Here is a 13,395-nt window from a genome sequence, read left to right on the forward strand (position 1 = left end):
CGGACCCCGAGATGACCCGGAAATGTCCCTGAGGTCCGACCGGGACATGGCTCCTCGGCGCCCACCCGGTGCAGGATGGAAGGGACGACAGCGTCATATTCCGACGCAAGCCTGTATGCCTGGAGGACCGGATGATTGCCGAGACCGTCTGTTCCGCCGTATCAGCGGCCGGGCTGGGCATCGCCGCGGTCACGGCCTACCGCAAGCGTTTCCTCTCCGCGGCCCGCCTCGCCGCGTACTCCCTCGTGCCGGTGGGCCTGGTGATGACCGGCATCGTGGGCTGGGCCGCCGACACGGCGTTCAGCCTCAAGGCGTGGGTCGGCTTCGGTGTGCTGGGCGTGGCCTGGCTCGTGTTCCTGGGCACGCGTGCGGTCGAGCGCCGCACGGGCGGCACCCGCAAGGAGCGCAAGGCCGCCAGGGCCGCCCAGCGCGAGGCGGTGGCCCCCGCGGCGTCGGCGCCCTCGCTCGGTGCGAGCGCCCGGCCGGCTGCGGGGCGGCCCGCGGCCAAGCCGCAGAAGTCCGCCGCGCCCGCGGAGGACTTCAGCGACATCGAGGCGATCCTGAAGAAGCACGGGATCTGAAGAAGCACGGGATCTGACGGCGGCGGGGCGCGGTCCGGGCGGGGGCCCGGTGAAGCGGTGAGTCCCTCGTTCGAGTGCGGGCGGTGTCACCGGGGCCCGGGCGGGGGCATGCCGGTGGGCCGGGCGCGGAACGCCCGGGGCGCTGGACTTTCTCCTGTTCACGGGATCCGGCGAACTCCCGCCTTGACCGGGCGTGTTGGTACGCGCACCTCCCGATGCTGCGTCATCATCACCGCGAGATGCTGGACACCACCACAGAGGGCGATGCCGCCCCGCCGGACGACGGCAGCCGAGCGGCACCGGCCCATGAGCGACGACCTGCCGACATCGAGCGGCACGGCCCCGACGGCGAAGCGGAGCGGCCTCCCGGCGCCGAGGAGCCGCCCCACGGCCTCGAGGAGCGACAGGGCTGCCTTTTCGCCCTCTCACAGCCACCCTTGATGATCTTTCTGGCGGTGATCGGCACCTTGATCCTGCTGGCTTCGCTGCACGACCTGCTGCTGCTCTAGGAGCGTCGCCCGGGCCTAGCCCGCGGCCTCCCGGCGGCGGGCGCGGTACGCGGCGACGTGCAGGCGGTTGCCGCAGGTGCGGCTGTCGCAGTAGCGGCGCGAGCGGTTCCTGGAGAGGTCGACGAAGGCGTGCCGGCAGTCCGGGGCCTCGCAGCGGCGCAGTCGTTCCTGCTCCCCGGCGACCACGAAGAAGGCCAGCGCCATCCCGCAGTCGGCCGCGAGATGGTCCGCGACGGACGCCCCGGGCGCGAAGTAGTGGATGTGCCAGTCGTAGCCGTCGTGGTCGGTGAGCCGGGGCGTGGTGCCCGCCGCCGCGATCAGGTCGTTGAGGATCGTGGAGGCGGTCCGCGGCTCGGGGTGCGCGAAGACCTCCCCGAAGCGGTCGCGGATGCGGCGGACGTCGGCGAGGTCCCCCTCCGAGAGTGCCCCGACATCGCTCACGTCGTGCGTTCGTACGAACTCACCGAGTGCCGACACGTCCGCGAGCCCGTCCGTGCCGTTCGTTTCCGGTGCGGTGTTCACCAGATCGACCACGGAGTCGAGAGAACACCGGGTGTCGTGGGTGATCAGCACGATTCGCTCCCAGGCCTGGAGGTCGGGCCGGTGCCCGCCGATGCTGGCCGATGCTAGCGGCTTACCCACGGGACGCACCGGCGCCGTCGTCGCGGAAAGTCCGCGGCGACGGCGCCGGTGTCTGCATCTGTTCGCCTTGTGCCGTTGTGTCGTGACTGCCCGCGCCGTCGCCCCGAGTCGGACGGCGTCTGTGGTTCTCGACGCGCCGTGCGGCGGTTAGCTCTCGGCCAAGATGTGTGAGAGCTCCGTGTCGAGATCGAAATGGCGGTGTTCCGTACCGGGTGGCACGGCTGCATCCGTTCGCTTCAGGAAGGACTCCAGGGCCCGCGCCGGGGCCTCGAGCAGAGCCTCGCCCTCCGGCGAGCTCAGGGCGATGCAGACAACGCCCTGACCGTGGCTCCGGGACGGCCAGACTCGGACGTCGCCGGTTCCGGTGGGCCGGTGCAGGCCCTCGGCGAGGAGGTCGCGGGCGAACACCCACTCGACGGTTTCCTCGGCTCCGGTGTGGAAGGTGGCGTGCACGGCATAGGGATCGGCCGTGTCATACCGCAGTCCTGCGGGTACAGGCAGTGAGGACTCGCTCGACACAACGAGGCGCAGGTGCAGCTCGCAGCTGACCGTGGTGTTCATAAGCGCCAGGGCCTTTCGCTCAGTGTGCGCTCGGGGATTCGCACGTCGGCGAAATCGACATGCCACCTACGGTGCCGTTGTAAACCCCTCTGAGGGATTTGCGTGTCTTTATCCGCCTCGTTTGGCGGATTGTCCACTCCGGTCATGCGCCCATTCCGGTGACGGGTTTCCGTCCGGTAGGGTTTGGCCGTATGAATACGGGGAGTAACGAGCCGGCGGAGGCCACGGATCCGGTCGCCGGAGTCAAGCCCGAACAGCCGCTCGGCTCGCGGGCGCCGGAGTTCATACAGGCCCGCAGGGCGCTGCACCTCAGCTGGCAGGTCGGCGTCTTCGTCGTGGGGCTCGCGGTGGTCGTGGCGGGCATCATCATGCTGCCCCTGCCGGGGCCGGGCTGGCTGGTGATCTTCGGCGGCATGGCGATCTGGGCGACCGAGTTCGTCTGGGCCCAGCTGGTGCTCCGCTGGACGAAACGCAAGGTCACCGAGGCCGCACAGCGTGCACTCGATCCCAAGGTGCGGCGCAGGAACATCATCCTCACGACCATCGGCCTCGTGATCATCGCGGTGCTCGTCGGTGTCTACGTGTGGAAGTTCGGCATCACGATGCCGTGGAAGATCAAGGAGTGACCGCCGGGTGACTCCGAGGCGGTCCGGAGCACCCGCTGACATGCGGTAATGTTCTCCGTGCGCCCGGGGCGATTAGCTCAGTGGGAGAGCGCTTCGTTCACACCGAAGAGGTCACTGGTTCGAACCCAGTATCGCCCACCCCGGATTGCGGCCCGGAGGCTTTAGAGCCTCCGGGCCGTTCTCGTATTCCCGTGCCATTTAAGGGAATTGACGGGTCCACATGTTCCGGCGGGCCCTGGAATCAGCGCATTCGGTCGAGTGCATTCCGGAACCGGCGTGCCTCGCGCAGCCGTTGCTCGTACGTGGCGCCCACGGCGAGGAGCAGCAGGCCCGCGAGTGCGGGCGGCAGCCAGCGGGGCAGCGCGCCCATCGCCTGAACGATGTACGGGGCCAGTTCGTGCAGCGCGTCCAGGGCGAGGACCGTGCCGCCGAGGACGAGCGGGGCGCGCAGCCGGTGGTGGGCGCCCAGCAGGGTCAGCGCGAGGGCCGCGGTGCCGAGCAGCAGCGGACGCGGCCAGTGCGGGTCGCTCCAGGCGGCCGCGAGGCTCGGCAGCAGCGTCACCGCGAGGCCAGGGCCGTACGCCGTCCAGGAGGAGGCCGCCGGGTCGCGGCGCCGCCGCAGCGCCCCGATGAACAGCGCAGGCACCGTCACCGGCAGCGTGTACGCCTCCGGGACCGTCACCTCCCACGACACCAGGCGCACCCAGCCGGCAAGGACGAACAGCGCCCCGGCCGCATACCCGACGGCGCGGCGCTCCGGCCGCAGCGCGGTGCCGGAGGCGATGAGCCCGCCGAGCGAAAGGGCGAGCGCCAGCGCGGGTCCCTCGCCCGACGCGAGGACGAGAGCGACGGCCCCGGAAGCCGCCGCCATCACCTCGGCGGGCAGCGCCAGGGGATGCCGGGCGACGCGCGGCACGACCAACGCGACCAGCGCGGCCGACGCGGGCACCACGAGCACGAGCAGCCCGATGTGTTCCGGGCGCAGCTCCCACGCGGCGCCCGCGGCACAGGCCAGCGCGGTGGCGTACGCGAGGGACGCACAGGCCGGGAGCGCCGCCGCGCCCGGAGCGGGCGCCGCGCCGCGCGCCATGCGCACGCAGGCCGCGGCGCAGACCGCCGTGAGCAGGCCGAGCGTGGTGAGGGTGGCCGCTGTGGTGGCCAGCGAGAGGAACGCGGTGCTCACCGAGGACACGAGGGCCGACGTCGCGGCGGTCACGGTTGGGGTCGCAGACACGGCGCGTGCCGCGACGACGAGCAGGACCGCGGTCACCAGGATCTGCGCCGAAAGGCCCGCGGCGTACGGAAGCCGGAGCGCGGACGGCAGCGACACAGCCGCGGCCCACCCGAGCACCGGCGCGCCGAACCGCGCCGCGCGCCCCACCTCTCCGCCCAGTCGGCCGGACACCACGAGCAGCATGGCGGCGACGGCCACGAGTACCGGCGGGGCCATGAACGCGTGCGGCAGCGGCAGTTCGCGCAGCAGTGCGTCCCGGGAATCCGCCGGAGCACCCGACCAGACGCGGGTGGCGCCGCCGAGCGGCCCGAACAGGGCGACCGCGGCGACGGGCAGCGCCCACAGCACGGCGAGCCCCTGCACCGCGGCCGACGCCCCGCCGATCCCGCGCCGCAGCGGACGCGGCAGCGCGGTGCCGACGAGCGCCAACAGCGCGATACCGCACGCCAGATGGGCCGGGACCGTCCATGCCGCGGGCAGCGCGGTCCGCAGCACTCCGCCCACCGCGGCCACCGCCAGCAGGCCACCGGCGCACGCCGCGCCGGTCGCGACGTCCGGCCCCTTGGCCCACCACGCCACCGCCAGCGCGACGGTGGCCGCGAGCAGCAGCAGGGCGCCCGCGCGGGCCGCCCCGGCCGGGCCGGTGGCCTGCACGGACAGCCAGCTCGCGCTCGCCGCGCCCCACCCGCCCAGCAGACCGGCACAGGCCGCGGCGACGGTCCGTACGGAACGGACCCCCGCCCGCAGCGCGAGCACGGTGTCGAAAGCGGCCGTCACCAGGAGCGCGGCCGTCATCACGTGATCACCGGCGTGCGCGGCGCCCGCCCACAGGATCAGCGGCAGTTGAGCCGTCGCCACAGCGGTCGGGAGCGGCAGACGCAGCGTGCCGAGGAGCAGGCCGTACCCCGCCCACAGCGCGACGAGCACCGCGGAAGCCCCTGCCGCGTAGCCGAGGGTGCCGGTGCCGGGGAGCGCCAGATGACGTACCGCGTACGTGTCGAGCACCGTCAGCGCGAGCGCGAGACCCGCCACCGCCTCCGCCGTCGAACGCAGCGAGCGGCGCAGCAGGACCGCGGGCGTGCCGAGAGCCGCAAACGTCACCAGGCCGAGGACCGCGCTGCGGCCACCGAGGCCCAAGTGGCCCCAGCTCACCACCGTGAAGGCGATGGCCGCGATGGTCAGGAGCACTCCGCCCAGCGTGAGCAGGACGTTCTGCGCGCTCAGCGGCGCGGCTGCGGGGGCCGGCGGCCCGGCCGGACGAGGGGGCGGCCCGGCCGGGCCCGCCGCGCGCAGGACACCGAGCAGCCAGGCCCGGCGCCGCAGCAACTGCGCTCTGCGCGCCTCCAGTTGGCGCAACTCCCCGTCGAGGATGCGGAGCTCCTCGGCCGGGGGTGGAATGGTCGTCATGCCTCGGAGTGTGGTCCGCGGCACACCGCACGGCATCGGTGCGGATACTCAGGGCGTACTCAGATCCGGCGCCGGGCCCGGCCCGCCCGCCCCGACGGGCCCGGCCCCTTTGGCAGACTGCCCTCATGGACTGGTGTCACTACCGCTTCCGCAGCGTCTGGGCCCTGCCCGGCGCGCCCGTCGACGCGTACGCCGCCCTGGAGCGGGTGGAGGACTACCCGCTCTGGTGGCCGCAGGTGCGCGAGGTGACGCCGCTCGACGAGTTCACCGGAATCGCCCGCTTCCGGTCCTTCCTGCCGTACGACCTGGTCGTCACCGCGCGGGAGCAGCGCCGCGACCCCGCCGCCGGGGTCCTGGAGATCACCATGGCGGGCGATCTGGAGGGGTGGGCGCGCTGGACCGTCAGGGCCGTGCCCGGCGGCACCCGGGCCCGCTACGACCAGGAGGTCGTCGTGCGCAGACGCCTGATGCGCCGCCTCGCCGTCCCCGGACGCCCGCTGTTCCTGCTGAACCACGCGCTGATGATGCGCGCCGGGCAGCGAGGTCTCGCGGACCGCCTGACAGCGGTTTGAAGGAAAGGCGCCCGGACCTGTATTGTTCAGTCCGTTCCCGGGCGATTAGCTCAGTGGGAGAGCGCTTCGTTCACACCGAAGAGGTCACTGGTTCGAACCCAGTATCGCCCACCCGGAGAATGCCGGTCCGTCAGCAGGCGGACCGGTTTTTTCATGTCCCGTGCGGCCCGCGCGACCCTGCGCCAGGTGCGCGCCCCGTCGACGCTCAGGCAGCCGCGGAGAGTTCCGGACGCAGCGGCCACGCGGGATCCACCACCTCCGGAGTGCCGCTCTTGGCGAACCACGCCTGCAAACCGCGCGCCTGCGCCGCGTGCCACACCGCCTGCAGTGTGTGCAGCTCGGCCGGTGAAAGCCGCTCAAGGCGCCCCGCGAAGCGGCGCCCCACCGCGCGGACGACATCGAGGGCGGCCTGCGCGTCCGCCGCCGCGTCGTGCGCCTCCGCCAGCTCCACCTCGTACTGCGCACACAGGTCGGTGAGCGTGCGACGGCCCTTGCGGTAGCGGTCCAGCTGTTTGTCCAGGACCCGAGGGTCGATCACGCACAGCGACGAACCCTCCAGGTAGCGGCTCAGGGACGAGGCGCGGTGCCTGCGCAACTCCCGGTCCAGGATGGTCAGATCGAACGGTGCGTTCATCACCACGATCGGTCGGCCCGCCGCGCTCTGCTCGGCCAGATCGCGCGCGATCTCCTCCATCACCGGCGACGGCCAGCGGCCGGTGCGCTGCAGATGGTCCTCCGTCAGTCCGTGGATCGCCGTGGCGCCCTCGGGCACCGGAACGCCCGGATTCACCAGCCAGCGGGTGATGCGCGGCCGGGTGCCCGCGCCCTGCTGGACGACGACGGCGGCCGACACGATGCGGTCGGTCTCGACGTCCACGCCCGTGGTCTCTGTGTCGAATGCGGCCAAGGGGCCCTCGTACCAGCACGTCATAGTGACGCAACTCCTCGTTCAGTCCCGGCAGATGACGTTCGGTCCCCTGCCCACGCTGGTGATACCCGGGCCGTTTGCGCTGTACGCAGCCCGGAGACAACAGAGGTACGGGACCTGAAAACCGACGGCCCGAGCGGGTAACCACCAGGTTCGGAAGGCTTGTTGACCATGGCGCTCGCGCAGCCCGAACAGGGTGGGCTGCTGCCCGAGCGGATCGCACCGCCGCGCGGCACTCTCGCCACCACCGCCTGTATGGAGACGCTTCAGGTGGGCTACCTGCACGCCGTCGCGGCGGCGGCCGGATGCTCGCTCTCGCAGCCCTTCCCCGACAACGGCATCGACTGGCACGTCAGCCACAGCGCCCCCGGGCACACGGTCGACGACGAGGTCACCATCAAGGTCCAGCTGAAGTGCACGTACCAACTGCCGCCGAACCCGGCGGGGCCCGCCTTCTCCTTCACGCTCGACAACGCGCACCTGGTGAAGCTCGCCCGCACGCCGGTCTCGGTCCACAAGATCCTCGTCGTGATGATCGTGCCCCGGTCCCGGGACGACTGGCTGCGCGCCGGGCACGACCGGCTCGACCTGCGGCACTGCTGCTACTGGACCAATCTCGCCGGACAGCCGGTGACCGGCCGGCGCAGGACCACCGTGCGCGTCCCGACCTCGCGGATCTTCGACGACCGAGCACTCTGCGAGATCATGACGCGCGTCGGGACGGGAGGAAGACCCTGATGCACCGCCCCTTCGAGCACGACGAGCCGGCGCCTCCCGTCCGCCCGCACCCGGCCCCGGCCGCGGGCCAGTGGTCGCAGCCGCCCGAACCCGCCCTGGTGGACCCCGCGGTGCTCGGCGCACTCCTTGCCCGGCACGGCTGGCAGCGGCGCGGCGGCACCCCCGGCCGGTATGCCCGGTGGACGCCACCCGGCCCCGGCGGCGCGGGCACCAGCCTCCTCGTGCCCGAGAGCCGGGCCTTCCCCGACTGCGAGGACCTGCTCGGCGAGGCACTCGTCGCGCTCTCCCGCAGCGCCTCGCCCGCCGCGCGCGGGGTGCTCGTCGGGCTCGCCGTGCCCAGCGACGAGATCCACTGGTGGCGGGATGTGCCGGTGGGGCCCGCGGACACCGCGACCTGGCCCGCGGAGGAGCGACTGCGCGCCGCGGCACGGCAGATGCTGCTCGCCGGGGCGCTCGCCGCGCGCGGCCGCGCCGGGTACTACGGCGCGCGGCACCGCGGCTCTGCCGCGGCGTCCCTGGAGAACGTCCTGGTCGGGCCCGCGACGGGCGGGCGGAAGCTCACCGCCTTCGTGCCCGTGCCGGCCGGCCGGCCGCTCGCGGTCCGGCTGCACCAAGCGCTGTACGCGGCCCGGGAGGCCGTCGACTACCAGCGCGCAACCGGCGGCATGGACGCCTTCGACGGCGCGGTCGAGGCGGGCGTCAGCCACGAGCTGACCGAGGCGCTCGTCGCGCTGGTGCGCGGTACGGAGGGGGCGCGCGTCGCCGTGGAGTGGGCGCCGGGCGCCGGGGTGCCCGAGGGGTGCGCGGCCCGCGCCGAGCCCGTCGAGTTCTCGCCCGGCGATCTGGCGGTGCTCCGGGAGGCGGGTGCCCGGTATCTGCGCGACGAGCCGTCGGTGCCGGTGCGGCTCACCGGGACCGTGGTGCGGATGCGGCGCTCGGCGGCGCGCGGGGACGGGGCGGTGCGGGTCCGGGTGATCGCGGGCGCCGACGTCCCGCACGTACGGATGACGCTGGACGAGGAGTCGTACCGTGTCGCGGGCCACGCGCATCTGGTCGGGCTGCCGATCCGGGTGCACGGCAGGCTGGAGAGCCGCGGCGGCTTCCGCAGGCTCACCGGGGCGAGCGGGGTGGTGCCGGTGCAGGTGGACGACGAGGAGCGCGACCGGCTCATGAAGTCGCTCCAGGAGAACCTGGACTTTTTCGGTACGGAGTGACGGAGGGGATATCCGTTTCGCGGCGGGGGGCCGCGGCTCGGTACGATTCCCCTTGCGCACGCGTGACAGAGAGCGGCGCAGCCCCCTTCAGGTAGGAGAGACCGGTGTCAGACGTCCGTGTGATCATCCATCGCGATTCCGAGCGGGAAGAGCGCGTGGTGACGACGGGCACTACGGCCGCGGAGCTCTTCCCCGGTGAGCGCACCGTCGTCGCCGCCCGCGTGGCCGGCGAGCTGAAGGACCTGGCGTACGCCGTGGCCGACGGTGACGAGATCGAGCCCGTCGAGATCTCCTCCGAGGACGGCCTGAACATCCTGCGCCACTCGACCGCGCACGTCATGGCGCAGGCCGTGCAGGAGCTCTTCCCCGACGCCAAGCTGGGCATCGGCCCGCCGGTCAAGGACGGCTTCTACTACGACTTCGACGTCGAGAAGCCGTTCACGCCCGAGGACCTCAAGGCCGTCGAGAAGAAGATGCAGGAGATCCAGAAGCGCGGCCAGCGCTTCTCGCGCCGCGTCGTCACCGACGACGCCGCCCGCGAGGAGCTCGCCGACGAGCCGTACAAGCTGGAGCTCATCGGCATCAAGGGCTCCGCGTCCAGCGACGACGGCGCGGACGTCGAGGTGGGCGGCGGCGAGCTGACCATCTACGACAACCTCGACCCCAAGACCGGGGACCTGTGCTGGAAGGACCTCTGCCGCGGTCCCCACCTGCCCACCACCCGCAACATCCCGGCGTTCAAGCTCATGCGCAACGCCGCCGCCTACTGGCGCGGCAGCGAGAAGAACCCGATGCTCCAGCGCATCTACGGCACCGCCTGGCCCTCCAAGGACGAGCTGAAGGCGCACCTGGAGTTCCTCGCCGAGGCCGAGAAGCGCGACCACAGGAAGCTCGGCAGCGAGCTCGACCTCTTCTCCATCCCCGAGCAGATCGGCTCGGGCCTCGCCGTCTTCCACCCCAAGGGCGGCATCATCCGCCGGGTCATGGAGGACTACTCGCGCCGTCGGCACGAGGAGGAGGGGTACGAGTTCGTCTACACCCCGCACGCCACGAAGGGGAAGCTCTTCGAGACCTCCGGGCACCTGGACTGGTACGCCGACGGCATGTACCCGCCCATGCAGCTCGACGAGGGCGTGGACTACTACCTCAAGCCGATGAACTGTCCGATGCACAACCTGATCTTCGATGCGCGCGGGCGTTCCTACCGTGAACTGCCGCTGCGCCTCTTCGAGTTCGGCACCGTGTACCGGTACGAGAAGTCGGGCGTCGTGCACGGACTGACCCGTGCCCGCGGCTTCACCCAGGACGACGCGCACATCTACTGCACCAAGGAGCAGATGGCGCAGGAGCTCGACCGTACGCTCACCTTCGTTCTGAACCTCCTTCGCGACTACGGCCTGACCGACTTCTACCTGGAGCTGTCCACCAAGGACCCGGAGAAGTACGTCGGCTCCGACGAGGTCTGGGAAGAGGCCACCGAGACGCTGCGCCAGGTCGCCGAGGCGCAGGGCCTTCCGCTGGTCCCCGACCCGGGCGGCGCCGCGTTCTACGGCCCGAAGATCTCCGTGCAGTGCAAGGACGCCATCGGCAGGACCTGGCAGATGTCGACCGTCCAGCTCGACTTCAACCTGCCGGAGCGCTTCAACCTGGAGTACACGGGCCCCGACGGCAACAAGCAGCGCCCGGTCATGATCCACCGCGCGCTGTTCGGTTCCATCGAGCGGTTCTTCGCGGTGCTCCTCGAGCACTACGCGGGCGCGTTCCCGGCGTGGCTGGCTCCCGTGCAGGCCGTCGGCATCCCGATCGGCGACGCGCACGTGCCCTACCTGGAGGAGTTCGCCGCGGAGGCGAAGAAGCGGGGGCTGCGGGTCGAGGTGGACGCGTCGTCGGACCGCATGCAGAAGAAGATCCGCAACGCGCAGCGGAGCAAGGTGCCGTTCATGATCATCGTCGGTGACGACGACATGGCCGCGGGCACGGTGTCGTTCCGCTACCGCGACGGCTCGCAGGAGAACGGGGTCCCCCGTGATCAGGCGATCGCGAAGCTCGTCGACGTGGTGGAGCGTCGCGTACAGGTGTGACGTGGTCCCCGCGCGAGCGGGGGTTCAGGGGCGGCCCTCTCGGGGGTCGCCCCTCGTCGTGTCGCTCATGGAGAATATGCTGAGCACTATGACGACTGAGCCGGAGCAGCAGATCGGAGTCGGGACGCAGGACGCGTTCCAGCGCCTGTGGACGCCCCATCGGATGGCGTACATCCAGGGCGAGAACAAGCCCACGGGCCCAGGGGCCGACGACGGCTGTCCGTTCTGCTCCATCCCGGCCAAGTCCGACGAGGACGGCCTGGTGATCGCGCGCGGCGAGCAGGTGTACGCGGTGCTCAACCTGTACCCGTACAACGGCGGCCACCTGATGGTCGTGCCCTACCGGCACGTCGCCGACTACACCGAACTGACCGTGGCCGAGACCGCCGAGCTGGGCGAGCTCACCAAGCAGGCGATGACGGCGCTGCGCACCGCGTCCGGCGCGCACGGCTTCAACATCGGGATGAACCAGGGGACCGTGGCGGGCGCGGGCATCGCCGCCCACCTGCACCAGCACATCGTCCCGCGCTGGGGCGGCGACACGAACTTCATGCCGGTGGTCGGGCACACGAAGGTGCTGCCGCAGCTGCTCGGCGACACCCGCAAGATGCTCGCGGACGCCTGGCCCACGCCGACGGGCCAGTAGCGAGGCTGTTGCATATCGTCAACCCCCCTGTGCAGCAGGAGGGTTGGGCGGACCAGCCCCACCTGTCACTCTGCCTTCAGGGAGAGCGGGGCAGGGAGGGGTCATGTCCGTCGGCGTGTCGGAGGCGGTCGAACCGGGGTGGGCCGAGTTCGGGCGGCAGTTGCGTTTCCACCGTCGGCGGGCCGGGCTGACCCAGCTGCAGCTCGGCAGGAGCGTGGGCTACCACCACAGCTTCATCAGCAGGCTCGAGGGCGGGGTGCGGGAGCCTCCCTTCGATCTGGTGAACCGGCTCGACGCCGTCCTGGAGACGGGTGGTCGGCTCGCCGTCGCCATCGCCTTACGGGCCCCGTCGCCGGGCGGGCCGGGGCTGCGCCTGACGGCGCCCACGCTGTTCTCCCCGATCCCCGGGGCGGACACCCCCGGTGATGAGGCGCCGCTGGCCGCGCAGCCGTGGCCGGAGCGGCTTCCCGCCGAGGGTCTGGCCTGCCCGCTGCACGGCAGGGTGGGCTGCGCGACGCCCTCCCGGAGTTCCGTGACGGAGCTGCTGACCGGGCTGACCGGGCCGTACGACCGTGCCGGGGAGCCGGCCGGGGCGGAAGCGGAGCTGCTGCACGGGCTGACCGCCGTGCTCGCCTGTCTGATCCGTGCGGCGTTCGCCGATGTCACCGACGCGTGTGCGAACACCGTGGAGCGGCTGCTGCGCGGTGTGGCCCGCTGGGCCGAGGCGTTCAACTCCACGGGCCGGCTGCCGTACGGCCAGTTGCGGCTCGCCGCCCAGTACGCCCAGGTCGCCGGGCGGCTGCGGATGGAGCGCGGGCAGGGCGGCGTCGCCATGGCCTGGTTCGGGCACGGTCTGCGGTGGGCGGACGCCGCCCGGGACGCCGAGGCCCGGGCGACCCTCCTCAGCGACATGTCCACCCTCGCCCGGCTCGACGGGGACGCCGCGTCGACGCTCGGATACGCGGAGGCCATCGGGGCGGTGGACGCCAGACGGCGCTGGATGGCGACCCTCGCCGATCTGTACCAGGCGCGGGCGTACGCGCTGTGCCACGACGCCGCCGCGTGCCGGCAGCACATCTCCATGGCGCGGCGCAGGTTCGCGCGCCTCGACGACCGGGACCGTCTCGAAGCGCCCTGGCTCTCGGGCGCGGAGGGCGTGCTGCGGCTCGAGTCGGCGATCGGCGGGGCGCTGCGCGACCTGGCGGTGGCGACGGAGGACCGTGCGGTGGCCCGGCGTGCGATCGAGGCCACCGCCCGGTCGTACGCGCTGCTGCCGCCCGTGATGCGCTCCGCGCGGCTGCTGCTCACCCTGCGCCTCGCGGACAGCTGGGCGTGCGCCGGTGATCCGGTCGCTGCGGTGACCCTGGCGCAGCCCGTCCTCGCCGAGGCCGCGAGCGCGCGCGAGTTGATGGTCACCGTCGAGCTGCGCGGGCTGCACAGCCGGCTTGCCGGGCGCTGGGGGGATGTGCCGGAGGTCCGGGAGTACCGGGAGCGGCTGCGGGGCGTGTCGGAGTGAGGTGTGCGGGCTCTGGCACGCTTGCCAATTCTTGACAGGGCGTGCCGGAGGCCCGGAATCCATTGACCGCGGGCCGGGCCGGTGTGAGGGTTCCGCCAGCCACGAGGATGTCATGTCACCGCCAGACCGAGAGTGGAGCA

General features: G+C 72.2%; 13 protein-coding genes and 2 tRNA genes. 11 read left to right on the forward strand and 4 right to left on the reverse strand.

Annotation, left to right across the window (positions count from 1 at the left end; genetic code table 11):
* Window positions 1-131: 131 nt before the first annotated feature.
* Both ABZ953_RS22425 and ABZ953_RS22430 read left to right on the forward strand, forming a co-directional pair.
* Entirely contained in the window at window positions 132-581 is a 450-nt protein-coding gene (locus ABZ953_RS22425; RefSeq protein ID WP_361726610.1) for a hypothetical protein, read from the forward strand.
* 239 nt (window positions 582-820) lie between these two features.
* On the forward strand, window positions 821-1,090 hold the full coding sequence (locus tag ABZ953_RS22430; protein WP_361726931.1) for a hypothetical protein: 270 nt from the start codon (window positions 821-823) through the stop codon (window positions 1,088-1,090).
* A gap of 15 nt (window positions 1,091-1,105) precedes the next feature.
* Here the strand turns inward: ABZ953_RS22430 and ABZ953_RS22435 are convergent, their stop codons facing one another.
* Window positions 1,106-1,663, reverse strand: a complete 558-nt coding sequence (locus tag ABZ953_RS22435; protein WP_361726909.1) for a CGNR zinc finger domain-containing protein — start codon at window positions 1,661-1,663, stop codon at window positions 1,106-1,108.
* A gap of 216 nt (window positions 1,664-1,879) precedes the next feature.
* Complete coding sequence (locus tag ABZ953_RS22440) at window positions 1,880-2,293, reverse strand: SsgA family sporulation/cell division regulator (RefSeq protein WP_003959770.1); 414 nt, start codon at window positions 2,291-2,293, stop codon at window positions 1,880-1,882.
* Window positions 2,294-2,484: 191 nt separating this feature from the next.
* Here ABZ953_RS22440 and ABZ953_RS22445 point away from each other — a divergent pair, with 191 nt between their 5' ends.
* Both ABZ953_RS22445 and ABZ953_RS22450 read left to right on the forward strand, forming a co-directional pair.
* Window positions 2,485-2,919 (forward strand): TIGR02611 family protein, encoded by a 435-nt coding sequence (locus tag ABZ953_RS22445; protein WP_361726612.1) that lies wholly within the window; start codon window positions 2,485-2,487, stop codon window positions 2,917-2,919.
* A gap of 66 nt (window positions 2,920-2,985) precedes the next feature.
* Window positions 2,986-3,057 (forward strand) — tRNA-Val (locus ABZ953_RS22450).
* Between the two features lie 103 nt (window positions 3,058-3,160).
* Here ABZ953_RS22450 and ABZ953_RS22455 read toward each other — a convergent pair.
* Entirely contained in the window at window positions 3,161-5,560 is a 2,400-nt protein-coding gene (locus tag ABZ953_RS22455) for a hypothetical protein (RefSeq protein WP_361726614.1), read from the reverse strand.
* Between the two features lie 125 nt (window positions 5,561-5,685).
* Between ABZ953_RS22455 and ABZ953_RS22460 the strand changes: the two genes are divergently transcribed.
* Window positions 5,686-6,132, forward strand: a complete 447-nt coding sequence (locus ABZ953_RS22460; RefSeq protein ID WP_361726616.1) for an SRPBCC family protein — start codon at window positions 5,686-5,688, stop codon at window positions 6,130-6,132.
* Window positions 6,133-6,171: 39 nt separating this feature from the next.
* A tRNA-Val gene (locus ABZ953_RS22465) sits at window positions 6,172-6,243 on the forward strand.
* 94 nt (window positions 6,244-6,337) lie between these two features.
* On the opposite strand, the gene ABZ953_RS22470 is transcribed toward ABZ953_RS22465, so the two are convergent.
* Window positions 6,338-7,063 carry a 3'-5' exonuclease gene (locus tag ABZ953_RS22470; protein WP_361726618.1) on the reverse strand — a complete coding sequence of 242 codons (726 nt, stop codon included), beginning with the start codon at window positions 7,061-7,063 and terminating at the stop codon, window positions 6,338-6,340.
* 168 nt (window positions 7,064-7,231) lie between these two features.
* Here ABZ953_RS22470 and ABZ953_RS22475 point away from each other — a divergent pair, with 168 nt between their 5' ends.
* The 5 genes from ABZ953_RS22475 to ABZ953_RS22495 all read left to right on the forward strand — a co-directional run bounded on the left by ABZ953_RS22475 (window position 7,232) and on the right by ABZ953_RS22495 (window position 13,255).
* Complete coding sequence (locus ABZ953_RS22475; protein ID WP_361726619.1) at window positions 7,232-7,798, forward strand: DUF4365 domain-containing protein; 567 nt, start codon at window positions 7,232-7,234, stop codon at window positions 7,796-7,798.
* Window positions 7,795-9,012: a hypothetical protein gene (locus ABZ953_RS22480; protein WP_361726911.1), complete on the forward strand. Its 1,218-nt coding sequence runs from the start codon at window positions 7,795-7,797 to the stop codon at window positions 9,010-9,012. Before ABZ953_RS22475 ends, ABZ953_RS22480 begins: the two co-directional genes overlap by 4 nt.
* 104 nt (window positions 9,013-9,116) lie before the next feature.
* Window positions 9,117-11,093 carry a threonine--tRNA ligase gene (gene thrS, locus ABZ953_RS22485; protein WP_361726621.1) on the forward strand — a complete coding sequence of 659 codons (1,977 nt, stop codon included), beginning with the start codon at window positions 9,117-9,119 and terminating at the stop codon, window positions 11,091-11,093.
* A 76-nt stretch (window positions 11,094-11,169) separates the two neighbouring features.
* Complete coding sequence (locus ABZ953_RS22490) at window positions 11,170-11,739, forward strand: HIT domain-containing protein (protein WP_361726623.1); 570 nt, start codon at window positions 11,170-11,172, stop codon at window positions 11,737-11,739.
* Between the two features lie 103 nt (window positions 11,740-11,842).
* Window positions 11,843-13,255 (forward strand): helix-turn-helix transcriptional regulator, encoded by a 1,413-nt coding sequence (locus ABZ953_RS22495; RefSeq protein ID WP_361726625.1) that lies wholly within the window; start codon window positions 11,843-11,845, stop codon window positions 13,253-13,255.
* The last annotated feature ends 140 nt before the right edge of the window (window positions 13,256-13,395 follow it).

The sequence above is a fragment of the Streptomyces sp. NPDC046465 genome, assembly GCF_040646035.1.
In the GTDB taxonomy this organism is placed as follows: domain Bacteria; phylum Actinomycetota; class Actinomycetes; order Streptomycetales; family Streptomycetaceae; genus Streptomyces.

What these genes read in the sequence shown, in the direction of transcription:
- ABZ953_RS22425 (WP_361726610.1), top strand. Translation starts at nt 132, where the DNA reads ATGATTGCCGAGACCGTCTGTTCCGCCGTATCAGCGGCCGGGCTGGGC.
- ABZ953_RS22430 (WP_361726931.1), top strand. Translation starts at nt 821, where the DNA reads ATGCTGGACACCACCACAGAGGGCGATGCCGCCCCGCCGGACGACGGC.
- ABZ953_RS22440 (WP_003959770.1), bottom strand. Translation starts at nt 2,293, where the DNA reads ATGAACACCACGGTCAGCTGCGAGCTGCACCTGCGCCTCGTTGTGTCG.
- ABZ953_RS22445 (WP_361726612.1), top strand. Translation starts at nt 2,485, where the DNA reads ATGAATACGGGGAGTAACGAGCCGGCGGAGGCCACGGATCCGGTCGCC.
- ABZ953_RS22455 (WP_361726614.1), bottom strand. Translation starts at nt 5,560, where the DNA reads ATGACGACCATTCCACCCCCGGCCGAGGAGCTCCGCATCCTCGACGGG.
- ABZ953_RS22460 (WP_361726616.1), top strand. Translation starts at nt 5,686, where the DNA reads ATGGACTGGTGTCACTACCGCTTCCGCAGCGTCTGGGCCCTGCCCGGC.
- ABZ953_RS22470 (WP_361726618.1), bottom strand. Translation starts at nt 7,063, where the DNA reads ATGACGTGCTGGTACGAGGGCCCCTTGGCCGCATTCGACACAGAGACC.
- ABZ953_RS22475 (WP_361726619.1), top strand. Translation starts at nt 7,232, where the DNA reads ATGGCGCTCGCGCAGCCCGAACAGGGTGGGCTGCTGCCCGAGCGGATC.
- ABZ953_RS22490 (WP_361726623.1), top strand. Translation starts at nt 11,170, where the DNA reads ATGCTGAGCACTATGACGACTGAGCCGGAGCAGCAGATCGGAGTCGGG.
- ABZ953_RS22495 (WP_361726625.1), top strand. Translation starts at nt 11,843, where the DNA reads ATGTCCGTCGGCGTGTCGGAGGCGGTCGAACCGGGGTGGGCCGAGTTC.